The sequence below is a fragment of the Streptomyces sp. NPDC031426 genome (assembly GCF_055581585.1).
This window is the reverse complement of sequence record NZ_JBVIJE010000005.1, coordinates 103,562-125,774: the sequence shown is the minus strand read 5'-3', so window position 1 is coordinate 125,774 and position 22,213 is coordinate 103,562. Positions and strand designations below refer to the sequence as shown.

The 22,213-nt window shown below is 71.9% G+C and carries 19 protein-coding genes; 13 read left to right on the top strand and 6 right to left on the bottom strand.

Annotated features, from left to right (window positions below; translation table 11 throughout):
* Nucleotides 1-12 precede the first annotated feature (12 nt).
* From ACZ5NH_RS11260 to ACZ5NH_RS11250, 3 genes are all read right to left on the bottom strand, one after another.
* Nucleotides 13-288: a hypothetical protein gene (locus tag ACZ5NH_RS11260; protein WP_330340950.1), complete on the bottom strand. Its 276-nt coding sequence runs from the start codon at nucleotides 286-288 to the stop codon at nucleotides 13-15.
* Between the two features lie 126 nt (nucleotides 289-414).
* Nucleotides 415-1,233 carry an anti-sigma factor gene (locus ACZ5NH_RS11255; protein ID WP_468774417.1) on the bottom strand — a complete coding sequence of 273 codons (819 nt, stop codon included), beginning with the start codon at nucleotides 1,231-1,233 and terminating at the stop codon, nucleotides 415-417.
* On the bottom strand, nucleotides 1,230-1,772 hold the full coding sequence (locus tag ACZ5NH_RS11250; protein WP_388626520.1) for a sigma-70 family RNA polymerase sigma factor: 543 nt from the start codon (nucleotides 1,770-1,772) through the stop codon (nucleotides 1,230-1,232). Before ACZ5NH_RS11250 ends, ACZ5NH_RS11255 begins: the two co-directional genes overlap by 4 nt.
* A gap of 220 nt (nucleotides 1,773-1,992) precedes the next feature.
* Between ACZ5NH_RS11250 and ACZ5NH_RS11245 the strand changes: the two genes are divergently transcribed.
* The 4 genes from ACZ5NH_RS11245 to ACZ5NH_RS11230 all read left to right on the top strand — a co-directional run bounded on the left by ACZ5NH_RS11245 (nucleotide 1,993) and on the right by ACZ5NH_RS11230 (nucleotide 8,637).
* Nucleotides 1,993-3,546: a DUF4331 domain-containing protein gene (locus ACZ5NH_RS11245; RefSeq protein ID WP_468774414.1), complete on the top strand. Its 1,554-nt coding sequence runs from the start codon at nucleotides 1,993-1,995 to the stop codon at nucleotides 3,544-3,546.
* Nucleotides 3,547-3,637: 91 nt separating this feature from the next.
* Nucleotides 3,638-5,467, top strand: a complete 1,830-nt coding sequence (locus ACZ5NH_RS11240; RefSeq protein ID WP_468774412.1) for a tetratricopeptide repeat protein — start codon at nucleotides 3,638-3,640, stop codon at nucleotides 5,465-5,467.
* A complete protein-coding gene (locus ACZ5NH_RS11235) occupies nucleotides 5,464-6,951 on the top strand; it encodes a nickel transporter (protein WP_468774410.1) in 1,488 nt (495 codons plus the stop codon). Before ACZ5NH_RS11240 ends, ACZ5NH_RS11235 begins: the two co-directional genes overlap by 4 nt.
* Nucleotides 6,952-7,011: 60 nt before the next feature.
* Nucleotides 7,012-8,637, top strand: a complete 1,626-nt coding sequence (locus ACZ5NH_RS11230) for a serine/threonine-protein kinase (protein WP_468774408.1) — start codon at nucleotides 7,012-7,014, stop codon at nucleotides 8,635-8,637.
* Between the two features lie 18 nt (nucleotides 8,638-8,655).
* Here the strand turns inward: ACZ5NH_RS11230 and ACZ5NH_RS11225 are convergent, their stop codons facing one another.
* Nucleotides 8,656-9,450: an SGNH/GDSL hydrolase family protein gene (locus ACZ5NH_RS11225; RefSeq protein ID WP_388626527.1), complete on the bottom strand. Its 795-nt coding sequence runs from the start codon at nucleotides 9,448-9,450 to the stop codon at nucleotides 8,656-8,658.
* Between the two features lie 240 nt (nucleotides 9,451-9,690).
* On the opposite strand from ACZ5NH_RS11225, the gene ACZ5NH_RS11220 reads away from it, so the two are divergent.
* The 5 genes from ACZ5NH_RS11220 to ACZ5NH_RS11200 all read left to right on the top strand — a co-directional run bounded on the left by ACZ5NH_RS11220 (nucleotide 9,691) and on the right by ACZ5NH_RS11200 (nucleotide 16,870).
* Entirely contained in the window at nucleotides 9,691-10,089 is a 399-nt protein-coding gene (locus tag ACZ5NH_RS11220) for a hypothetical protein (protein WP_468774406.1), read from the top strand.
* A 369-nt stretch (nucleotides 10,090-10,458) separates the two neighbouring features.
* Complete coding sequence (locus ACZ5NH_RS11215) at nucleotides 10,459-11,280, top strand: glycosyltransferase family 2 protein (RefSeq protein ID WP_451555563.1); 822 nt, start codon at nucleotides 10,459-10,461, stop codon at nucleotides 11,278-11,280.
* Nucleotides 11,277-12,266: a glycosyltransferase family 2 protein gene (locus ACZ5NH_RS11210; RefSeq protein WP_468774404.1), complete on the top strand. Its 990-nt coding sequence runs from the start codon at nucleotides 11,277-11,279 to the stop codon at nucleotides 12,264-12,266. Before ACZ5NH_RS11215 ends, ACZ5NH_RS11210 begins: the two co-directional genes overlap by 4 nt.
* Complete coding sequence (locus ACZ5NH_RS11205) at nucleotides 12,259-13,059, top strand: polysaccharide deacetylase family protein (RefSeq protein WP_388626533.1); 801 nt, start codon at nucleotides 12,259-12,261, stop codon at nucleotides 13,057-13,059. Before ACZ5NH_RS11210 ends, ACZ5NH_RS11205 begins: the two co-directional genes overlap by 8 nt.
* Complete coding sequence (locus tag ACZ5NH_RS11200; RefSeq protein WP_468774401.1) at nucleotides 13,052-16,870, top strand: lipopolysaccharide biosynthesis protein; 3,819 nt, start codon at nucleotides 13,052-13,054, stop codon at nucleotides 16,868-16,870. Before ACZ5NH_RS11205 ends, ACZ5NH_RS11200 begins: the two co-directional genes overlap by 8 nt.
* Before the next feature lie 15 nt (nucleotides 16,871-16,885).
* Here ACZ5NH_RS11200 and ACZ5NH_RS11195 read toward each other — a convergent pair whose 3' ends face one another.
* The gene (locus ACZ5NH_RS11195) at nucleotides 16,886-18,304 is read right to left on the bottom strand and encodes a GH39 family glycosyl hydrolase (RefSeq protein WP_468774399.1); all 1,419 of its coding nucleotides are present in this window, start codon (nucleotides 18,302-18,304) and stop codon (nucleotides 16,886-16,888) included.
* A 130-nt stretch (nucleotides 18,305-18,434) separates the two neighbouring features.
* Here ACZ5NH_RS11195 and ACZ5NH_RS11190 point away from each other — a divergent pair, with 130 nt between their 5' ends.
* Both ACZ5NH_RS11190 and ACZ5NH_RS11185 read left to right on the top strand, forming a co-directional pair.
* A complete protein-coding gene (locus ACZ5NH_RS11190; protein ID WP_468774397.1) occupies nucleotides 18,435-19,544 on the top strand; it encodes a DUF5925 domain-containing protein in 1,110 nt (369 codons plus the stop codon).
* A gap of 15 nt (nucleotides 19,545-19,559) precedes the next feature.
* Nucleotides 19,560-20,327 carry a DUF72 domain-containing protein gene (locus ACZ5NH_RS11185; RefSeq protein ID WP_388626538.1) on the top strand — a complete coding sequence of 256 codons (768 nt, stop codon included), beginning with the start codon at nucleotides 19,560-19,562 and terminating at the stop codon, nucleotides 20,325-20,327.
* A 26-nt stretch (nucleotides 20,328-20,353) separates the two neighbouring features.
* Here the strand turns inward: ACZ5NH_RS11185 and ACZ5NH_RS11180 are convergent, their stop codons facing one another.
* Nucleotides 20,354-20,722: a GntR family transcriptional regulator gene (locus ACZ5NH_RS11180; protein ID WP_388626540.1), complete on the bottom strand. Its 369-nt coding sequence runs from the start codon at nucleotides 20,720-20,722 to the stop codon at nucleotides 20,354-20,356.
* A 71-nt stretch (nucleotides 20,723-20,793) separates the two neighbouring features.
* Between ACZ5NH_RS11180 and ACZ5NH_RS11175 the strand changes: the two genes are divergently transcribed.
* Both ACZ5NH_RS11175 and ACZ5NH_RS11170 read left to right on the top strand, forming a co-directional pair.
* Nucleotides 20,794-21,723 (top strand): GNAT family N-acetyltransferase, encoded by a 930-nt coding sequence (locus ACZ5NH_RS11175; protein ID WP_468774394.1) that lies wholly within the window; start codon nucleotides 20,794-20,796, stop codon nucleotides 21,721-21,723.
* The gene (locus ACZ5NH_RS11170; protein ID WP_468774392.1) at nucleotides 21,704-22,204 is read left to right on the top strand and encodes a ribonuclease FAU-1 family protein; all 501 of its coding nucleotides are present in this window, start codon (nucleotides 21,704-21,706) and stop codon (nucleotides 22,202-22,204) included. Before ACZ5NH_RS11175 ends, ACZ5NH_RS11170 begins: the two co-directional genes overlap by 20 nt.
* Nucleotides 22,205-22,213 lie beyond the last annotated feature (9 nt).

The following is a 22,213-nucleotide window of genomic DNA, read 5'->3' as shown; positions in this document are numbered from 1 at the left end:
CGCGCGGCGCGCTCAGTGCCGGTGGCCGCCGAACAGCGAACGGCGCAGTCGACGCAGCGGGGCGAAGAGCGAGACCCGGCTCACCCGGGCACCCCGGCCCGTACGCTCGTGCGTGGTGTCACGCGCCGTCAGCTCACGCATCAGCGAGGTCGCCTCGACCGTCTCCCGCTGCGGTATGGCGGGACCCGCCAGCACCGACAGATGGCGGTCGAGGCGCGAACTGGTCGCGCTGCTGCCGCAGGTGATCGCAGGGACCCTGGCCCTGCTGCGCACTGTTATCTGCTCCATGTCACTCCCCACCCGTACGAGTCCACCCGGCCCGGGCAGAGTAACCCTATCGCCCCGGAGGGGCACGCGTGTATCGCGCCCACAGGATTCACCTTCCCTGCAAGGGTGTTGACCATCCCTCTTTGACTACTCTCCGAATCCGACCGATTTCAGGGTGAGTTGGACAATGGGCTGGCTGGTGGGTTGCGCTGAGCCGCCGTCAGGCTCGACGGTCACCGCGAGTGACGTCGAGGAGGTGTCGAGACCTTTCGCGACCAAGGGCGTGTCGGCCGCGAAGAGCCCGAGGGAGCGCGGTTGCGTGCGGGGGCGCATGAGCCAGAGCTGACGGACACGGCCGGCGGGCGGGCTGCCGTATCCGCTGAGGGTGACGACAGCTTCTCCCTCCGAGGCGGAAGCGATCACTCCGAACGCCCGGCCCTGTGCGTCCTTGCTGGTGGTGGCGCGGGCGTCGGGCGCGGCCAGAACGTGGGCGATCTCACGTCCCCGGGCCCGCTCCGCGTCCAGCCGGTCCTGGGTTCGCTGGGCCTGCACGGCGAAGAGCGAGGCGACGACGAGGGCCGTCGCCGCGGTGGCCGTGGCGAACGGCACGAACAGGGGGCGCGTGCGGGGCGTACGGGTGTGTCCCGGCGGGGGCTGGGTGCCCCAGACGTGCGGCGGCAGCTGGGGCGTGCGCTCCCGGACCGGTGCCTTGGCCTGTTCCTGCGGGATCGTCTGTACGGCGGCCAGTACCCGCTCGCGCAGGGCGGGGGGCGCGTGGGCGGCCGTGGACCAGGCGAGGCGCACCGCGTCCTCGGCCAGCTCCCGCACCTCGGCAGTACAGCGGTCGCACCCTTGCAGGTGTTTCTCGAACCGGCGCCGCTCGCCCGGGTCGAGGGCGTCGAGGGCGTAGGGCGCGGCGAGGGAGTGCAGATCCTCGCGGCGCAGCAGCTTGCCGAGGAAGCTCACGCGGCACCTCCCAGGCACTCGCGGAGCCGGGTGAGCCCGTCGCGCATCCGCGTCTTGACCGTGCCGAGCGGCAGCGAGAGCCGCTCGGCCACCTCACGGTAGGTGTAGCCGTCGTAGTAGGCGAGGGTCACGGACTGGCGTTGCAGGTCCGTGAGCCGGCGCAGACAGCGGCGCACCCACTCGCGCTCCATGCCGGCCTCGACCTCCTCGGCGACCTGGTCGAAGGCGGGCTCCCCGGCCCGCAGGGCCTCCCGCTGCTCGCGTTCGCCGGCCGCGCGTGCGCTGCGCACCCGGTCGACGGCACGGCGGTGGGCGAGGGTGAGGATCCAGGACAGCGCGCTGCCCCGGCCGGGGTCGTAGCGGGCGGCCGAGCGCCATGTCTCCAACAGCACCTCCTGGGCGACCTCCTCGGACTGGGCGGGGTCGCGCACCACCCGTCGTACGAGTCCGTACACCGGCCCGGACACCAGTGCGTACAGATCCTCGAACGCCCGCTGGTCGCCGCCCGCGACGAGCACCAGCAGCTCGTCCGCCCGCATGCGGGCCCCCTCTCCGTGGCCACAGCCGGCCCTACCGCGCACTCCACGCATCCGCACGACCGCACACCTCCCGCGGGAGATACGGATCGGCGGGCCGAAAACGCGGGTCGGAGCGTGCCCAATGTTTTTCCGCGGATTTTCGCCGTCCGACCAATCCGATCCGCGGGCCCGCTCCGAAGACCCGTCCGTCAAAGGCAAGTCGGCACTGAGGACGGACGGCATGACACCTCTCTTCTCCAGGGGGCCCTTCGCAAGGAGCGGCACGGGACGCACGGGCCTGGCCGCGCTCCTGTGCGGTGCGCTGGCAGCCGGAGGGCTCGCGGCGGCCGGCGCCGCCGCGCTGGAACCCGGGGCGGCCTCCGCCTCCTCCCACCGCGAGGCCCCGCTGATCTCGGGGACCCCGCAGTACGACAACACCGACCTGTACGCGTTCGTCAGCCCGGACAAGCCCGACACGACGACGATCGTGGCGAACTGGATCCCGTTCGAGGAGCCGGCGGGCGGGCCGAACTTCTACACGTTCGCCGACGACGCGCAGTACGACATCCACGTCGACAACAACGGCGATGCCCAAGGCGAGTTGGTGTTCCGCTACACCTTCAAGACCCATACGAAGAACGGGAACACGTTCCTGTACAACACGGGCCCGGTCACCAGCCTGGCCGACCCCGACCTCAACATCACACAGACGTACGACATCGATCTGATCCGGCTGAAGAACCAGCACGTGGTGTCGGACACCAAGCTCGCGGACGATGTGCCGGTGGCGCCGTCGGACGTCGGCAAGGCGTCCATGCCGGACTACGGCAAGCTGCGTGCGCAGGCCGTGTACAAGACGGCGGGCGGTGCCGCGACGTTCGCCGGGCAGGCGGACGACCCGTTCTTCGCTGACCTGCGCGTCTTCGACCTGCTGTACGGCGGCAACCTCAGCGAGGTCGGCCGGGACACCCTGAAGGGCTACAACGTCAACACCATCGCCCTGCAGGTGCCGAACGACCTGATCCGCGAGTCGGCCGGGCAGCCGATCGTCGGCATCTGGTCCACCACGCAGCGCCGCAACGCGCAGGGGTACTACGCACAGGTCTCGCGTCTGGGCAACCCGCTGGTCAACGAGGTGGTGAACCCGCAGAAGGACAAGGACAGGTTCAACGCCTCCCAGCCCTGGTACGACGCCCAGTTCCTGAAGAACGTCACCAACCCCGAACTGCCCAAGCTCATCGAGTCGATCTACAAGATCAAGGCGCCCAGTGAGCCGCGCAACGACCTGGTCGACGTCTTCCTGAAGGGCGTGAAGGGCCTCAACCAGCCGCCGAACGTGCGCCCTGCGGAGGAACTGCGCCTGAACACCTCCATCAAGCCGGCCATGCACCCCAAGCGGCTCGGCGTGCTCGACGGCGACAACGCGGGGTTCCCGAACGGGCGCCGGCTCACCGACGACGTGATCGACGAGGCGTTGCAGGTCGTCGAGGGCGAACTGGTCGGCTCGAAGAACGACTTGGGCGACGCGGTGGACAAGAACGACAAGGGCTTCGAGAAGTACTTCCCGTACGTCGCCGAGCCCACCTCCGGTTCGCGCGGCCCGCTCGCCAAGGGCACCACGGCAGGCACGGACGTCCGAAGCCAGCTGGGCGACGCCCTGCAACCGGCCGGGTCCTCCGGCGGCTCCGGCAACACGGTGCTGATCGCCGCGTCGGCGGCCTCGGGCGCGGCCGGAATCCTGCTCCTCGGCACGGCCGTCGGCTGGTGGCGCCGACGCATACGCCGCCCGTACTGACCCGCCCCACCCCGGACCGGCGCGGCCCGTATCTTCCCCTCCCCCACGACGGGCCGCGCCTTCCACACGACCGACGCACGCAGGAGACGGCATGGGCCCGCGCAGACAGGACGACGACATGGACGGGCGGAAGGGCGCCACCGGGCGGAACGCCGGCGCAGACCAGAACGGTGACGCAGAGCGGAGGGCTATCGGCGGGCGTCAGGACGGCGCCGGCCAGGAGGACAACGCCGACCAAGAGGCAAGCAGCGGGCGGACGGGCAACGCCACGCAGGAAACGAGCAGCGGGCGTCAGGACAGCGCCGGCCAAGAGGACAACGCCGACCAAGAGGCAACCAGCGGGCGGACGGGCAACGCCACGCAGGAAGCAAGCAGCGGGCGTCAGGACAGCGCCGGCCAGGAGGACAACGCCGACGAAGAGGCGAGCGGCGGGGGTCAGGACGGCGCCGGGTCGATGGTGAGCGCCGGCGACGGTGATGTGCCGGAGGCCGCCGGCCAGGGCTGCTCCGCCGCCGAACGGGTGCAGGTCGGTTCCGAAGCGCCTCCGGCCCCCGGGGCCGATCAGCGTGTGGCCGCCGTGCGGCGGTTTGCCGCTGCCGGGCGGCGTTGGCGGGCCGCCCGGCTCATTGGCTGTGCGGCGCTGTTGGCCGTGGCGGTGACCGGTGGGGCCGTGGCGCTCGGGGACAATCGGACGCCCGTCACCGTGCCGGTCGCCTCGGCGGCCATGGATCCCGGGGTGCTCAGCGGCGGTGGCCTGGACGCGAGCATCGCGGCGCTTCAGGCGCATCTGCGGACCCAGCCCAAGGACTCCGGCGGCTGGGCGACGCTGGGGCTGGCGTACGTCGAGCAGGCGCGGACCAAGGGGGACCCCGCGCGCTATCCGCAGGCGGACAAGGCACTGGGGCGGTCCCTCGCCCTGGTGCCGGACAACGATCAGGCGCTGGCCGGCCGCGCCGCCCTCGCCGCCGCCCGGCACGACTTCAAGGACGCCCTGACCTACGCGGACCAGGCCCTGCGGCAGAACCCGTACAGCGAACGCGCGCTGTCCTCCCGTATCGACGCCCTGGTCGAACTCGGCCGGTACGCCGAGGCCTCGACGGCCGCCGGGACCGCCGACGCCCGCAAGCCGGGTGTGCCGGTCTTCACCCGGTACGCGTATGTACACGAACTGCAGGGTGACGTGGTGACCGCACGCCGGGTCCTCAAGCAGGCGCTGGCGGGCGCCACCTCCCCGGGCGACATCGCGTACGTGTCCGCCCAGCTCGGTCAACTCGCCTGGAACCAAGGCGACTACAGGACCGCGCTCACCTACTACTCCCGTGCCCTCGCCGCCGACGACACCTACCTGCCCGCGCTGGAGGGCCGGGCGCGGGCCCAGGCGGCGAGCGGGGACCGCACGGCGGCGATCAAGGGGATGGAGACCGTGGTGTCCCGGTATCCGCTGCCCGGTCCGCTCGTCGAACTGGGCGAGCTGTACGAGGCGCGCGGCGCGGCCGGCGACCGGGCCAGGGCACGGCAGCAGTACGCGCTCGTGGACGCCTGGATCGCGCTGGCCCGGGCCAACGGCGTCAACGCCGATCTCGACACCGCGCTGGCCGCCGCCGACCACGGCGACAAGGTGGCCGCCCTGCGGGCGGCCCGCGCCGAATGGGCCCGCCGGCACACCGTGCACACCTCGGACGCGCTGGCCTGGGCGCTGCATGTGAACGGCCGGGACGCCGAGGCGCTGCCGTACGCCCGCCGGGCCACCGCCACCGGTTACCGCAACGCCGCCTTCCTGTACCACCGCGGCATGATCGAGCTGGCCACGGGCGACCGAACGGCCGGCCGCGCCTCCCTCACCTCGGCCCTGCGCCTGAACCCCGGCTTCTCCCCGCTCGGCGCGGCCGAGGCCCGCAAAGCCCTGGAGGCCACGCGGTGAAGCGACGCCTGCCCTTCCTCCTCCTCGCCGGGTGCGCGCTCGCGCTGCTGCCGGCCGGCCCGGCGAGCGCGCACCCGCTCGGGAACTTCACCGTCAACCGCTACGACGGCCTGGTCGCCGCCCCCGGACAGCTCCGCGTCGACCACGTCGAGGACCTCGCCGAGATCCCGGCGACCCAGGCCGGGCCCGACCTCCAGCGGTTGGGCACGGCCGAATGGGCCCGGCAGCGGTGTGCGCGGGCCGCCGAGGGCAGCAGGCTCACGGTCGACGGCCGTACGGCCCCGCTGACCGCCGTCGGCGCCACGGCACGGCTGCGTCCCGGTCAGGCCGGGCTGCACACCCTGCGCGTGGAGTGCCGGCTGACCGCCCCGCTCCCCCGCGGCGCCACCCTGACCGTCGGCTTCCACAGCGCGGGTGCCACCGGCGGACCCGGCTGGCGGGAGGTCACCGCGCGCGGCGACCGGATGACGCTCACCTCGACCGACGTGCCGAAGACATCCGTCTCGCACGAACTGACCACGTATCCGAAGGACTTGCTGTCCTCTCCGGCGGACACCACCGCCGCCTCCGTACGCCTGCGTCCCGGCGGCCCGGCCCTCGCCGAGGAGCGGCAGGCGGAACCGGGTGCCGCGATCCTGCCGCGGGGCGCCGACCGCTGGACCCAAGCGCTGGACGACCTCGTGGCCCGGCACGACCTCACCGTCGGCTTCGCCGCGCTCGCGCTGCTCGTCGCGGTCGTCCTCGGCGCGCTGCACGCGCTCGCGCCGGGTCACGGCAAGACCCTGATGGCCGCGGCGGCGGCGGCCCGTGGGGGCCGGGCGAGGCTTCGGGACGTGCTGCCGCTGGCCGCCTCGGTCACCGTCACCCACACCCTCGGGGTGGTCGCCCTGGGCCTGCTCGTCACCGCCGGTTCCGCCGCCACGCCGTCGGTGATCGCCTGGCTGGGCATCGCGGGAGGGGCACTGGTCCTGGTGGCCGGTGCGGGTCTCGTACGAAGGGTGTGGTCCGCCCGCCACCATCACCCCACGCACCATGTGGGGCACACCCATGGGGGACACGCCCACAGCCACAGCCACACCCACGCCCATGAAGGCCACACCCACACCCACGGCGGTCACACCCACACCCACCCCACCGCCCCCACCCTCCGCGGCACCCTCCTGCTCGGTTTCGCGGGTGGGCTGGTGCCCAGTCCCTCCGCCGTGGTGGTCCTGGTCGGTGCCGCCGCGCTCGGGAAGGCCTGGTTCGGGCTGCTGCTCGTCGTGGCCTACGGCGCCGGGCTCGCGCTGACCCTCACCGCGGCCGGATTCGCCGTGGTGCGGCTGGGCTCGGGGATGAGCCGGGTGCTGGAGCGGCGTCCGCGCTGGACCAGCCACCCGGTGGCCGCGCTCGTGCGCCGCTCCGTACCGCTCGCGTCGGCCCTGGTCGTCATGGCTCTGGGCGCCGGATTGGTGCTCAAGGGGGCCGCATCCGCGCTCGGCTGAGCTAACTTGGGGTGAAATCACGCGTCGGGGAGAAATCACGCGACTTGCCTTGGGGGCGCCGTGTCCGAAGAGCCGGGCCGCGAACGTGTGATCGCGGGCCGCTACCGACTGCTGTCCACGCTGGGCGAGGGCGGCATGGGCACCGTGTGGCGCGCCCGGGACGAGGTGCTGCACCGCGAGGTGGCCGTCAAGGAGGTGCGGGCCCCGGCCGGGCTGCCGGCCTCCGACGTGGAGCGGATGTACGCGCGCCTGGAACGGGAGGCGTGGGCGGCGGCCCGGGTCGCGGGCCGCAACGTGGTCACGGTGTACGACGTGGCCATGGAGGGCGGCCGGCCGTGGATCGTGATGGAGCTGGTGCGCGGGCTGTCGCTCGCCGACCAGCTGGAGGCGGAGGGTCCGCTCTCGCCGCAGCGGGCCGCGCACATCGGCGCCGAGGTGCTGTCCGCGCTGCGCGCCGCGCACGCCGCAGGGGTGCTGCACCGGGACGTGAAGCCGGCCAATGTGCTGCTGGCCAACGACGGCCGGGTGGTGCTGACGGACTTCGGGATCGCCTCGGTCGAGGGCAGCTCGGCGCTGACCATGACCGGCGAGGTGATCGGCTCACCCGAATTCCTGGCCCCGGAGCGGGCGTTGGGGCGGACGCCGGGCCCGGAGTCGGATCTGTGGTCGCTGGGGGTACTGCTGTACGCGGCGGTGGAGGGCGTCTCGCCGTTCCGGTACGACACCCCGATCAGCACCCTGCGCGCCGTGGTGGACGAGGAGTTGCCGCCGCCGCACCGGGCCGGTCCGCTCACCCGGGTCATCGAGGGGCTGCTGCGCAAGGACCCCGCCGAGCGGCTGGACGCCGAGCGGGCGGAACACGAGCTGCGGATCGTCGCGGCCGGGGGTGCCCCTTCCGGGGGAGGCGCGGTCCGGGCGGCCACGATGCCGGTGCCGCCGTACGCCACCCCGACGGTCGCGGCCCCGCACCGACCGCCCTCCCCGACCCCGCCGCTGCCCCTGCCCGGCACCACGGCACCCACGGCGTCCGACGAGCCGCGGCGCAACCGGCGGGCGGGCGCGGTGCTGGTGGCGGGCCTGCTCCTGGTCGCGCTGGCGCTGGCGGGGCTGACGTACGCGCTGCTGAACCGTGACAACGGCGGTGGCAGGGGAAACGCGGGCGGCGACACCCGGACGAGCGGTGGCGCGCGGACGCCGACCGCGCACGGCACCACGCAGCCGGGCACGACCGCGCCGCCGTCGGCGAGCAGCAGCACGTCGGCGAGCACCCAGCCCGCGCAGTCCGTGCAGGTCACCGTGGCCGGCACGAACACGACGTACTCCGGGAGCTGCCCGCCGCCGGACGCGCGGACGCCCACCTTCACGGCGACGTTCACGGTGGGGCGGCTGCCCGCGCAGGTGGAGTACCGGTGGGTGACGACACGCGGATCGGTGTCCGACCCCGGATGGCACACGCTGCCGTTCCCGGACGGCGGCGGGAAGAGCCGGCAGGTGCGGGTGACGCTGACGGTGTACCACGGCAGCGGGACGACCGAGGACCGGATCGGCGTGAAGGTGCGCGCTCCCGTGCAGACCACGTCGAACGCGGTCCCGTTCTCGGTGAGCTGTACGACGGCCACGGCGACGGAGACCCCGTCGGGCGGGGCCTCCGCTTCCGCGTCGGGCTCACCGGGGAGTTCACCCTGAGGGGCGAGCCCGTTCGGGTCACGCGTTGTTCGAGAACACCGGGAGATAGCCGCCGGAGTGGCCGGCCGCGGTGGGGTGGTACGACTCGCTGATGTCGAGCCAGTTGACGCTGTGCAGCCAGGAGTCGCCGGAGCAGATCTCGTGGGTGGAGAAGGCGGTGCGGACGTCGCCGAAGACGAAGCCGTGGGCCTGGGCGCGCTTCTGGATGGCGGCGTCGATGTAGTCGGCCGCGCCGTTGATCGCGGACCGCTTGGTGTCGGAGAGTCCGAGGCAGGTCTGGCCCAGCAGGTAGAAGCGGGGGTAGCTGAGCACGACCACCCGGGCGGCCGGTGCCTTGGCGCTGATCGCGTTGTAGACGGTGTCCAGCTTGCCGGGGAGCGTGGAGTCGACGTACGCCTCGGCGGTGGCGATCCGGGACAGACAGGCGCTGTCGGACTGGATCACACAGGTCGTCATGACGTCGGAGAATCCGGCGTCGTTGCCGCCGATGGTGATGGACACCAGTGAGGTGGCGGAGTTCAGGGAGCCGAGCTGGCCCGCCATCACGTCGTCCGTCGTGGCGCCCGAGCAGGCGTTGAAGGCGAACGAGGACGGGCTGTGGGCGGCGTTCCACAGGTACGGGTACGCCTTCGTGCTGCGGTCGCAGGAGCCACTGGAGCTGATGTAGCTGCCCGCGCCGACTCCGGAGGAGTAGGAGTCGCCGAGTGCCACATAGCCACCGGTCGCGGCGGTCGCATGGCCGGCGCCCGTGAGACCGAGGCCGGCGGCGAGGAGGAGCGAGGTAACGAATCCGGTAAGTCGGGAACGTCTCATGGAACCTCCCTTTAGCAGGATCTCTGCCTCAACCGTCGTAGCAACTACGCGTGTTGACGGGAAGTGTCCATGCCAAGACTTTTGCGGCCTCAACAGGATCAACGCGAAACGTTCACGGCTCATCTATTGCATGGACATGCCAGTCCTGTTGACGGTCCGACAACCACCTTCTTGACGGCCCCACATGAACTGCGCCACATTGAAGCCCGGCATCCGGCGCGTCGGGGGGCAAAGTCGCCAATGCAGACCATACGCAACAAGACCTCTTCATTGCCGCTACTCACAGGGGCCGCGACCGCCGTGGCACTGACCGGCGCGCTGCTCGCTCTCATCGACGCGGCCTCTCCGCTGCGCGGCCCGTGCACCCTGCTCTTCCTGCTCGCGGCGCCGGCGGTGGCACTCGCCGCGGCTCTGCGCGGGCTGGATGCCTTCAGTCGTGCACTCTGTGCGCTTGCGGGCTCGGTCGTCGTCAACATGCTGGTCGCCCAAGGCATGCTCGCGGTCCACCGCTGGTCGGTGCGCGGCGGGGTGGTCGCGATGACCGTACTGAGCCTGCTGTTTCTGTTGCTGGTCGTGCTTCGGGAACGAATTTCCGGAAAACGCACACAAGGCCGAGCAACTCCGGCCAAAGTTGTGTAACGACCAAACCAACAAAACCGTGAGGCAGCCACACAGGGGTTGCCTTTAGGGTTCAATCGTCAATACCGTCGTACATCTCACCCGCACCGGCACGTCGGCACTCGGCACCAGGGGAGGGCTCAGGGGCCGCGGCGTCCACCGGCGCGGGGCGCGGTAGGGGGGTGCCGTGCTCGGTGACCGCAACTGTGACCGAGTCGTGCCGCGCGACCGGCTGCCGTTCTTCTCCGGCGGACCGGCCAGCTTTGCCAGCTCATCGACGTGCACGGAGATCATTTCACCGCGCCGAAGATGAGAACCCCCCTTTCGAACCGGACACAGAGCCGGGCCGCCCGGGGGTGGGCGGTCCACCGGACGAGAGGGAAAAGACTCATGAGTTCCGTCCTGCGCCCGCCGAGTTCGGGGCAAGATCCTTTAATCGCCGCGCACTACCGGCCGATCTCCTCTCACCTCGCGATCACTCCGCCGGTGAGCGTGGTGATTCCCGCCATGAACGAGGCGGAGAATCTGCCCTACGTCTTCAAGACGCTTCCGGACTGGATACACGAAGTCGTCCTGGTGGACGGCAATTCCACGGACGACACCGTCGAAGTGGCCCGGTCCCTGTGGCCGGACGTCAAGGTCGTCGAACAGCGGGGCAAGGGCAAGGGGGATGCCCTGATCACCGGGTTCGAGGCGTGCAGCGGCGACATCATCGTGATGGTCGACGCGGACGGCTCCGCCGACGGCAACGAGATCGTGTCGTACGTCTCCGCGCTGGTCTCCGGCGCCGACTTCGCCAAGGGCTCGCGCTTCGCCAACGGCGGCGGCACCGACGACATGACCTTCATCCGCAAGCTCGGCAACTGGGCGCTGTGCACGGTCGTCAACCGCAAGTTCGGCGCCCGCTACACCGACCTGTGCTACGGCTACAACGCGTTCTGGCGGCACTGCCTCGACAAGATCGACCTCGACTGCACCGGCTTCGAGGTCGAGACGCTGATGAACATCAGAGTGGTCAAGGCCGGCCTGAAGGTGCAGGAGATCCCGAGCCACGAGTACCTGCGCATCCACGGCACCAGCAATCTGCGGGCCGTGCGCGACGGTTTCCGGGTGCTCAGGGTCATCCTCGGGGAACGCTCCAACCGACGCGAACTGCGCCGCCAGGAACACCACTCGCCGATGCTCGACACGGTCCGGGGAGAGGTGTCTTGAGAGATCCCGGCATCTCCGTCGTGATCTGCGTGTACACCGAGGACCGCTGGGAGGACATCCTCGCGGCGGTCTCCTCGGTGCGCGCGCAGTCGTACCCGGCGCTGGAGACGCTCCTGGTCGTGGACCACAACCCGGCCCTGAAGGACCGGCTGGAGCGCGAGTACAAGGAGGCCGGCGGCGTCCGGGTGCTGGCCAACGCGGGCCCGCGCGGCCTGTCCGCCGGCCGCAACACCGGCATCGCCGCCTCCCACGGCGAGGTCATCGCCTTCCTGGACGACGACGCCGTGGCCGAACGCGACTGGCTGTGCCGCTTCGCCGAGGGCTACGCCGACCCGCGCGTCATGGCGGTCGGCGGCCGCACGGAGCCGGTCTGGGCCTCGGGCCGGCGGCCGGCCTGGTTCCCGGCGGAGTTCGACTGGGTGGTGGGCTGCACCTACAAGGGGCTGCCGCCGGGCCGGGTCCAGGTCCGCAACGTGCTGGGAGGAAACGCTTCCTTCCGGCGTACGGCGTTCGAGGCGGCGGGCGGCTTCGCCACCGGGATCGGCCGCGACGGCGACCGCCGCCCGCTGGGCTGCGAGGAGACGGAGCTGTGTATCCGCCTCACCCGGGCCCGCCCCGACGCCGTCCTGCTCATCGACGACCGTGCCGTGATCCATCACCGGGTGCCCGAGCCCCGTGAGCACTTCGCCTACTTCCGCACCCGCACCTACGCCGAGGGCCTGTCCAAGGCGCTGGTCGCGAAGAGCGTCGGCGCGGACAAGGGCCTGGAGTCCGAACGCCGGTACACCACCAGGGTGCTGCCCGCGGGGGTCGCTCGTGGCCTGCGGGACGCGCTGCTGGCCCGGCCGGGCGGCGCGGGACGTGCGGGCGCGATCGTCGCCGGGGTGCTGAGCGCCGCCGGCGGCTACGCGCTGGGCAGCCTGCGGGCGCGGCGGGGCGGTACGACGTTCTCGGTGGCGCCGATCGAAGGGGGAACCGGTGAGTGACACGCCCGTACCGATCCTCATGTACCACTCCGTCGCCACCGCCCCCAACGACGCCACCCGTGCCCTGTCGGTCGCGCCGGAGGCGTTCGCGGAGCAGATGGCGCTCATCGGCGACCTGGACCTGACCCCGGTCACCACCGCCGACCTCGCGGCCCGCTGGCGCTCCGGCCGCCCGCTGCCCGCCCGGCCGGTGCTGATCACCTTCGACGACGGCTACGAGGGCGTGCACCGGCACGCGCTGCCCGTCCTCGCCAAACACGGCTTCCCGGCCACCCTGTTCGTCTCCACCGGCTGGATCAGGGGCGCTCACGACACCGGGGGCGGCCTGGACACCATGCTCGACTGGCGGCAGGTGCGCGAACTGGCCGCCGCCGGCGTCGAGATCGGCGGGCACAGCCACACCCATCCGCAACTCGACCAGCTGGGCGACGCCGTGCTGCGCACGGAGCTGACCCGCTGCACGGAGATCGTCCGGGACGAACTCGGCAGCCGGCCGGTGTCGTTCGCCTACCCCTACGGCCATTCCGACCGCAGGGTCCGCCAAGCCGTGCGCGAGGCGGGGTACGGCCAGGCCCTCGCCGTCGGCAACGGCCTCGCCCGCCGCCGCCAGGGGCCGTACGCCCTCCAGCGGGTCACGGTCCGGCGCTCCACAGGTGTGGAGGAGTTCGAGCGGCTGCTCCACGGCCGGGCCATCGCCCGCACCTTCGCCAGGGACCGCGCCCTCACCAAGGGCTACGCCCTCGTCCGCAGAGCCCGTCAGGTCCGCCGGAAGGCCATCCGTTCCCGTGTCTGACACGACCACCACGACCGAGTCCACGACGACCGGCGCCGAGACATCCCAGAGGTCCGGGCGCCGCCTCAGGCTGCCCGGCACCGGCCGGTCCGCCGGCGGCAGCCCGCTGTTCCGCAACGCCTACGCGCTGATGCTCAACACCGGCATCTCCGCCGTCCTCGGACTCGGCTTCTGGCTGGCCGCGGCACGCTACTACTCCGAGTCGGCGGTCGGGCAGGGCTCTGCCGCCATCGCCGCGATGAAGTTCCTCGCCGGGCTGACCGCGGTGACCCTGACCGGCGCCCTGGCCCGGTTCATCCCGGTGGCCGGCAGACACACCGGCCGGCTCGTCTTCGGTACGTACGCGGGCAGTTCCCTGCTCGTGGCGCTCGCGGCGGGCGTCTTCCTGCTGACCCTGGACACCTGGGGGCCGTCGTACCGCTTCCTGCACGGGACGGTCAACGGGCTCGGCTTCATCGCGGCCGTCATCGCCTGGAACGTGCTCACCCTGCAGGACGGTGTGCTGACCGGGCTGCGCAGCGCGACCTGGGTGCCGGTGGGCAACACCGTGTTCTCGGCGGTGAAGCTGGCCCTGCTCGTCGCGTTCGCCGTCGCCATCCCCACCACCGGTGTCTTCGTCTCCTGGGTGGCCGCGATCGCCACCTCGGTGGTGCCGCTGGGCTGGCTGGTGTTCCGCCGGCTGGCGCCCCGGCACGTCAAGGCGACCGAGGGACGCGCCGAGCCGCCGACGCTGAAGCAGGTCGGCAGGTTCCTGGCCGGGGACTACACCGGCTCGCTGTTCTCCCTCGCGGTGATCTACCTGGTTCCGGTGCTCGTCGCCTCGCAGGTCAGCTCCGCGGAGAACGCGTACTTCTACATCGCCACCACCATCGGCGGCACGACCGACCTGCTCGCCATCAACATGGGCGCGTCGCTCACGGTCGAGGGCTCGCACGCCCCGGCACGGCTGGCCGCCTACACCCGCGCCGCGCTGAAGCGGATGGCCCGGATCATGCTGCCCATCGCGGCCCTGTGGATCATCGGCGCGCCCTGGATCCTCGGCGTGTTCGGCGCGGGCTACGCACAGGCGGCGACCCCGCTGCTGCGCTGGCTCGCGATCGGCTCGGTGCTGCGGGTGGTGATCGAGACCTACTTCGCGATGCTGCGCGCGCGCAGCCGCACCGCCGGACTCGCCTGGCTCCAGGGCCTGTTGTGCGCCCTGACGCTGGGCCTGACCCTGCTGCTCCTGCCCCGGATGGGGCTGACCGGCGCGGGCCTGGCCGAGGCCGCGAGCCTCGCGGTGATCGCCGCGATCGCCGCGCCGAGGCTCTGGAGGACGATCCGTACCGCGGCCGACGCCGTGCCCGACACAGCGGCCCCCGACGGGGACCTCGCCGACCTGGGGGCCCGTGAGATCCCGTCGCCCTCACCGGCGCGCCGGCCCGGCCCGGCCTGGGCGCTGGACTCCGACACCCTCGCCCTCGGCATCCACGTCGACTTCGACCATGTGGAACGCCGTCCGGACGTCCGCCCGGGCCCCGGCACGCCGCCCGCCGGTACGCCGGTGCCCGCACTGGGCCTGCCGGTCGAGGAGCGGGAGCCCGGCGGTGAGGCTTCGCTGGGCCCGGCGGAGGCCGAGCTGCTGCGTGAGGCGGAGGCGGCGGACGTCGACGCGCCGTTCACTCAGGAGGAGCTGGAGGCGTCCGTCGGGAGAATCGACTCCGTGGCGGAGATCGACGCGTCCCTCGCGCAGGAGCCCGTACCGGACGAACCCGTGCCCGGCGAACCGCCGGGCCCCGTGCCGCTCCGGCAGCGGCTGCTGCCCACCCGCACCGGTGTCGTCCTCGGCTGTCTGCTGATCGCCGCGCTGCTGCTGTACTGGGTGCCCGCGCTGCGGCTCGGCGAGGCCGACCTGGACCGGATGGGCGGGCTCGGGCTGATCTCGGTGCTGCCGCTGCCGACGCTGGTCGGCGCGGCCCTGCTGGTCATCGTCTTCGCCGCGCTGCTCTGGCTGCGCCGCGAGCACCGGGCGCTGCTGCTGCTCACGCTGCTCGCGACGGTCGTCTCGCTGCACGCGCTGCCGGCGGTGATCGAGACCGAGCCGCGGTTCCCGACGGCCTGGCAGCACCTGGGCTTCATCGACTACATCGACCGCACCGGGTCCGCCGTACCGGACCTGGACGCCCGCTGGAGCTGGCCGGGCTTCTTCGCGGTGGCCGCGTTCGTCGGCCGGGCCTGCGGAGTCAGCGACTTCACCGAGGTCATCCGCTGGTGGCCGACCGCCATCCAGCTCGCCTATCTGGCACCGATGTTCCTGCTCACCCGGTCCCTGCGGGCGAGCTGGCGGGCGAAGTGGACCGGCGTCTGGCTGTTCGTGCTGTGCGGCTGGGTCGGCCAGGACTACTTCTCGCCGCAGGGCTTCACCTATCTGCTGTACCTGATGTTCGTGGCGATCCTGCTGGTCTGGTTCCGCCCGCCGCGGGTGATCTGGACGAAGTTCCGCCCCGGGGAGGCCGAGGTGGAACCCGCCGACCGCCGTCGGCGGGCGGTGCTCCTGCTGGTGCTGATCGGCCTCTACGCGGCGAGCGTGCCCGCGCACCAGCTCACCCCGTTCGTCATGCTCGGCGTGCTCGCCGCCCTCGTCCTGCTCGGCCGGTCCGAACTGCGCGGGCTGCCGTTGCTGTTCGCGGTGCTGGTCGCGGTCTGGGTGGGATTCATGGCCGAGCCGTACTGGTCGGGGCACTTCAACGACCTGTTCGGCGGGGTCGGCGGCGTCGGCAGCAATGTCTCGACCTCCGTCTCCGGCCGTATCCAGGGCGGGAACTCCACCCACAAGCTGGTGCTGTACACCAGGGTGCTGCTGGCCGGCTCGGTCATGGCGTTCGCCTGCTGGGGCTGGTGGCGCCGGCGCTTCCACCGCTACCGCGAACGCTCGCTGCTGGTGCTGACCTTCGTGCCGTTCCTGGGCTTCGGCATGCAGTCGTACGGCGGTGAGATGGCGCTGCGCGTCTTCATGTTCGCGGTGCCCGGCGCGGCCCTGCTCGGCGCCCTCGCCCTCTTCCCGCGCACCGGCGTCACCGCGCAGGAACGCGAGAAGGACCGGGTGAGCCTCGCCCCGCTGGCCGCGCTGCTCGCCGGACTGCTGCTGATGGGCGGCTTCCTGGTGGCCCGCTGGGGCAACGAGCCGTTCGAGCGCACCCGGCCCGGCGAGGTCGCGGCCATGAACTGGGTGTACGCCCACGACAAGCCGACACTGCGGCTGCTGTGGCTGACCCAGGACACGGTCAACGACGTGACCCCGGCGATGCCGTGGGGGTCGAAGGACATGGAGCGGGTGAACTATGTGCCGACGCTCGCGCCGACCGACCCGGTGCTGGTGTCCGGCCTGGTCAAGGCGCTCAAGGACGCCGGCCCGAACTCGTATCTGATGATCAACAAGAGTCAGGTGACCTATCTGCAGCTGGACGCGGGCTACTCGGCGACCTGGGAGCCCCGGCTGATCGAGAACCTGAACGACCGGCAGGAGCTGACGAAGGTCCTGGTCAACGACGATGTCACCGTGTTCGCGCTGCGCAAGCAGCCGGTCGGCGCGGTGTCGAGACCGCACCCGGGGCCGATTGGGCCACAGGTGACCTGGACCCCGTGGTCGGTGGTCGGCGCGCTGGCCGCCGTCATCCTGATCCTGCTGCTGGCCGCCCGGGAGGTGGTACGGGTCGCGGTGCGGCCCGGCGTGCGCCAACTGCGGCTGCTCCAGGGCACGTTCTGGTTCGCGCTGCCCCTGCTGGCGGTGGTGCTGGCCTCGCTGGTGCAGCGGTTCCTGACCATGAAGTGAGGGTGGCTCGGCCGATCAGCGGTCGAACCACTTCACCTCGTACGGCCGCATGTCGAACCGCTTGCCGTCGATCCGGGCGCTGATGGTCCGGTTCTGCGTGTTGACCACGAGGACGGTCCTGTCGCTCGCCAGGACGCGGACATCGGGCACGTCGTCGGCCGCCACGGACACGTTCTCGTACCGCGTCCCCGGCGGGAACGCCTTGGCGAACCTGGACACCAGGCCGTACATGGGCAGGGCCGTGCCGCCGCCCGCGCTGTCGGTGGGCGTCCACAGACAGCCGGCGCAGTCGGTGCCCGTCTTCTCCTCCGGGTTCCAGTAGAAGCCGGACTCCGCGCCGCCCTTGACCATGGCGATCATCCCGGTGGCCTGTACGGCGACGCGGTGCGGCTCGGTCCAGCCCTTGCGGTCGTCGTTGCCGTCGCCGGGCTCCACGTAGTACTCGGCCCACCACAGCGGCAGGCCGTGGGTCTGCCGCCGTACCCAGGAGCTGACCGCCGTCAGCTTGTCGGTGGCGGCGAACTCGTTCGGCAGCATGACGTCGTCGCGGGTGTAGCTGGAGCCGTCGACCACGGTGAAGTCGGCGCCTGCCTTGTGCGCGTTCCAGTAGGAGAAGGCGTCGAGCACCCGCTGGTCCATGGCGCCCCAGGGCCCCTTCAGCGCGGTGGAGGCGTCCTGGTCACGCGGGTCGACGCTGTCCATCACCAGGTAGGGCCCGCCGACCATGATGTCCTTGCCGACCTTCTTCAGCGCCTGGTACACGAGGTTGTACAGCTTCGTGTAGCCCTCGTAGTCCCAGCGGGACTCGGCGTCGTTCCAGAAGCCCTTGAACTCGTTCCAGACGATGAAGTGCTTCACGTCCGGGTAGCGCCGGGCCACGGTGGCGGCGAGGTCGGCGAAGTCCTGGTAGTGGGCGGGGGTGGGCGCCGTCTCCAGGGCGGCCTGGCTCCAGTCCGTGTTGCCGACGCCGGCCTTGCCGCCCTTCATCCAGTCCGGGGAGCAGCACAGCGTGATCACCGGGGTGCCGCCGGAGGCGCGCACGAAGTCGACCCGGCGGTCGAGGGCGCCGAAGTCGTAGTGTCCCTCGACCGGTTCGGGATTGTCCGCGCCCCAGCCCATGATGTGCTGGTTCTGCGCCAGCCCGGCGTCCTGCGCGAGCAGCTTCTGCACACGCGCGGTGGCCACCCCGGCGCCCTCGTCGGCGCTGTACTGGGTGTGGGTGAAGCCCCAGCCGACGTACGGCTCCGGTTTCGCGCCGGGACCGGCGGGGGTGCCGTGCACCTTGTCGCCGTCACGCGTGGTGCCGGCCGTACTGGGCGCGCCGGACAGCGTGCTGAACAGGGTCACCGCCAGGGCCAGAGCGGCGACGCCCACACCGAGCAGGGCGGTGAGCCGCCACCGCCGAGTATCCGAATCCCACCCATGACGTCCCATCAAGGACAACAGTAACGGCGGAAGCAGCGCCTCGGGCAGGTCTTGGGAACTCCCGGAACAGTGTTGGAACACCCGGAACAAGGGGAGGAAATGCCGTGCGCGGAGGGCACCGGTGGCGGATCATGGCCGCATGTCTGCGAACCCACACGACGCTCTGCCGATCCGGATCCACGTCGACGACTCCGACTCGCCTGCCGACGTCGTCGACGCGCTGTTCCTCGGCCGCTTCGCGACGGGCGAGCAGCCGTACTCGCACGCGGCGAACATCGACCGCGTCCGCTCCGGCGCGACCCTGCTGCCCGACGGCGCCCGCGTGCTCCGGATCGCCCGCGACGACGACCGCAGCGCCACCCTCGCCGAGGGCGAAGGCTGGACCCTGCTGGTCTCCCGCTGGAACCGCGGCGCGGACGTCACGGTGACCGCGACCAGCGCCGAACTGGCCAAGAACGTCCTCGACCTGGCCACGGACGGCGCCGCCGACGAGCCCGAACCGCAGCCCGAGAACGTGACGATGGGCTTCTGGTACGTCTCCCCCAGGCGCGGTCCGTACCGCACCACCCGGCAGATCTCCGCGGGCACCTGGGACGAGGTCCGGGCCAACTACACGGCACCCGTGGCGGAGGCCATGGACCGCCTGATGAAGACGACTCCGGAGGGCATCGCGGGCCGGCTGCTCCTCCTGCACGGCCCGCCGGGCACCGGCAAGACCTCTGCCCTGCGCACGCTGGCCCGCTCCTGGCGCGACTGGTGCCAGGTGGACTGCGTCCTGGACCCCGAGCGCCTCTTCTCCGACGTCGGCTATCTGATGGACATCGCGATCGGCGAGGAGGACGGCGCCGGCAAGGGCCGCTGGCGGCTCCTGCTGCTGGAGGACTGCGACGAACTGATCCGCGGCGAGGCCAAGCACACGGCGGGGCAGGCCCTGTCCCGGCTGCTGAACCTCACCGACGGCCTGCTCGGCCAGGGCCGCAACGTCCTGGTCGGCGTCACCACCAACGAGGACCTGGAGCGCCTGCACCCGGCCGTGGTCCGCCCGGGCCGCTGCCTGGCCCGTATCGAGGTGGGCAGGCTGACCCACCGGGAGGCGGTGAGCTGGCTCGGCACCGAGGCCACCGGCCGGGAGGACGCCATCGGCCGGGACGGGGCGACGCTGGCCGAGCTGTTCGCGCTGCGCCGGGGCACGGCACCGACCTCGGTGCCGGGGGCGCGGGACGGCGCGGACGCGGGCCTGTACCTGTAGTGCTTTGATGGTGTTGTGACCTTGTTCGTCGGCACCTCCGGGTGGCAGTACAAGGACTGGCGGGACCTCGTCTATCCGGCCGGGGTCCCGGCGCGGCTGTGGCTGGAGGAGTACACGCGTCTGTTCGCCACGGTGGAGATCAACAACGCGTTCTACCGCCTCCCCTCCCGCGAGAACTTCGAGGCGTGGCGGGACCGGGTCCCGGAGGACTTCACGGTCGCGGTCAAGGCCAGCCGCTACCTGACCCACATCAAGCGCCTGAAGGACCCCGAGGAACCGGTCCACCGCCTGATGAGCCATGCGTCGGGCCTCGGCGACCGCCTGGGCCCGGTCCTGCTCCAGCTCCCCCCGACCCTGCGCGCCGACCCCGCGCTCCTGGACGCCTGCCTGGCCTGCTTCCCGTCCGGCACGCGGGTCGCGGTCGAGCCACGTCACGACTCCTGGTGGACACGGGAGGTGCGGGAGGTCCTGTCGGCCCGGGGTGCGGCCCTGTGCTGGGCGGACGTCCTGGCCCGCCCGGTCACCCCGCTGTGGCGGACCACCGACTGGGGCTACGTCCGCTTCCACCAGGGCCGCGCCCAGCCCTGGCCCCGCTACGGCAAACGGTCCCTGGAGACATGGGTCGACCGCATCGCGACGACGTGGCGGAAGGGGGATGACGTGTACGCGTACTTCAACAACGATCCGGGCGGTGCGGCGGTGCAGGACGCGATGACGTTCGGGCGAACGGCGGGACGGGCGGGGCTGACGGTGACCCGGATCCCGGAGCTCACCAAGCGCTGATCCTCATCCGCGGCCGCCCCCACGCCCTACCCCCCGTAAGCGGCCCGCAGGGCATCCCGCACGGCGGCCAACGCCTCGGACTCCCCCAGTCCCAACCGACGCACCCGCTCCGCGTACGCCTGAGCGGCGAAGGAGGCCTCACGTTCCGCGGCCGAGCCGGCGGCAGCCACGAACGTTCCGTTGCGCCCCCGCGTCTCGATCACCCCGTCGCTCTCCAGCGCCCGGTACGCCTTCGCCACCGTGTTCACCGCGAGGCCCAGGGACTCGGCCAGCCCCCGCACGGTCGGCAGCCGGTATCCCACCGGCAGTGCCCCGGACCGCGCCTGTTCGGAAATCTGCGCCCGTACCTGCTCGTACGGAGGCGCGCTGTCATCGATGCGGATCTTCAGGCTCACGGGCCGATTGTCCCGTACCCGGCGGAAAATGAGAGGCATCCCCGGCACGCCTGCGCCTACCGTGCCTGCCCATGACAGTGATCGTGCGCGACCTGCGCCCCGATGACCGATCCGATGTCGAGGCCTTCACCCGGGTACGGCAGCTCGCCCTCCCCCACATCCTGTGGAGCCCGGACGCCATCCTCCACCACCTCACCCGCACACCGCCCGAGGCCCGGTTCAGATCCCTGGTCGCGGAGGAGGACGGCGAGGTGATCGGCACCGCTCAGGTGGCCCTCGCGCATGACAGCCCGGAGCCGGGTCAGGGGCTGCTCAACATCTATGTGCACCCGGACCGTACGCGGCGCGGCGCGGGCGGGCTGCTGGTCCGCGCGGCCGAGGAGCACCTGGCCGCGCACGGGGCGACGAAGCTGTTCGCCTGGCTCCTGGACGAGCCGGCCAACCGGGCCTTCGCCGAACGGCGCGGCTACGGGCCGGGTCGGTCCGCCCATTTCCTGCGCCTGGATCTGACCCGGGCGGCGCTGCCGTCGCTGCCGGCTCCCCCGCCCGGCGTCGAACTGCGCACGGCCGCCGACTTCATGGCCGACCCGCGCCCGTTGTTCGAGCTGGACGCGGAGACGACGGCGGACGAACCGAGCGATGTGGACGCCGAGTTCACCGACTACCAGGCCTGGATCGAGAGCACCTGGGGGCACCCGCTGCTCAACCGCGAGCTGACCACCGTGGTGCTGGCCGACGGCCGTCCCGCCGCCTTCAGCGTGGCCCACACCGACGGCGCTTCCCGGTACGCCTCGGCCATGACCGGTACCGCCCGGGCGTACCGCGGGCGGGGGCTGGCCAAGCTCGCCAAGGCCCACGCACTGCACCGCGCCCACGCCGCCGGCTGCACGCAGGCGCTCACGGGCAACGACACCGGCAACGGTCCCATGCTCGCGATCAACAAGTGGCTCGGCTACGAGATCTGCGCCACGGAGGTGCGCTATGTCCGTGAACTCGGCTGAACCGACCGCCCGGCTGGACGTCGTCCTGGTCAAGGCGGGCCGCACGAAGATCCGTTACCCGGCCGAGCTGCTCGCCGACGACGGCACCCGCATCGCCGTACGCGCGCCCTGGGCGGGCTCCGGCGTCCGCGACTTCGGCTTCGTGCGCTTCGAGCCGGGCGACGTCTTCACCGAGTACTACTGGCGTGACCGCTGGTACTCGGTGAAGGAGGTGCGCGCCGCCGACGCCACCGTGAAGGGCTGGTACTGCGACATCACCCGGCCGGCGGTCCGCACCGACCATGAACTGGTCGTGGAGGACCTGGACCTGGACCTGTGGCGCTCCGCCGACGGCAGGGACGTACGGCGGCTGGACGAGGACGAGTTCGCGGAGAGCGGCCTGACGGAGTCGGATCCCGAGGCCGCGTCCGCCGCCGTGGCGGCACTCGCCGAACTGGAGACACTGGCCCGCACCGGCGGCTTCGAGAAGCTGCTGGCGTGACACCCCGGT

Coding starts and splice junctions, on each gene's coding strand:
- ACZ5NH_RS11260 (WP_330340950.1), bottom strand. CDS start 288: ATGGAGCAGATAACAGTGCGCAGCAGGGCCAGGGTCCCTGCGATCACC.
- ACZ5NH_RS11250 (WP_388626520.1), bottom strand. CDS start 1,772: ATGCGGGCGGACGAGCTGCTGGTGCTCGTCGCGGGCGGCGACCAGCGG.
- ACZ5NH_RS11245 (WP_468774414.1), top strand. CDS start 1,993: ATGACACCTCTCTTCTCCAGGGGGCCCTTCGCAAGGAGCGGCACGGGA.
- ACZ5NH_RS11240 (WP_468774412.1), top strand. CDS start 3,638: ATGGGCCCGCGCAGACAGGACGACGACATGGACGGGCGGAAGGGCGCC.
- ACZ5NH_RS11225 (WP_388626527.1), bottom strand. CDS start 9,450: ATGAGACGTTCCCGACTTACCGGATTCGTTACCTCGCTCCTCCTCGCC.
- ACZ5NH_RS11220 (WP_468774406.1), top strand. CDS start 9,691: ATGCAGACCATACGCAACAAGACCTCTTCATTGCCGCTACTCACAGGG.
- ACZ5NH_RS11215 (WP_451555563.1), top strand. CDS start 10,459: ATGAGTTCCGTCCTGCGCCCGCCGAGTTCGGGGCAAGATCCTTTAATC.
- ACZ5NH_RS11195 (WP_468774399.1), bottom strand. CDS start 18,304: ATGGGACGTCATGGGTGGGATTCGGATACTCGGCGGTGGCGGCTCACC.
- ACZ5NH_RS11190 (WP_468774397.1), top strand. CDS start 18,435: ATGTCTGCGAACCCACACGACGCTCTGCCGATCCGGATCCACGTCGAC.
- ACZ5NH_RS11175 (WP_468774394.1), top strand. CDS start 20,794: ATGACAGTGATCGTGCGCGACCTGCGCCCCGATGACCGATCCGATGTC.
- ACZ5NH_RS11170 (WP_468774392.1), top strand. CDS start 21,704: ATGTCCGTGAACTCGGCTGAACCGACCGCCCGGCTGGACGTCGTCCTG.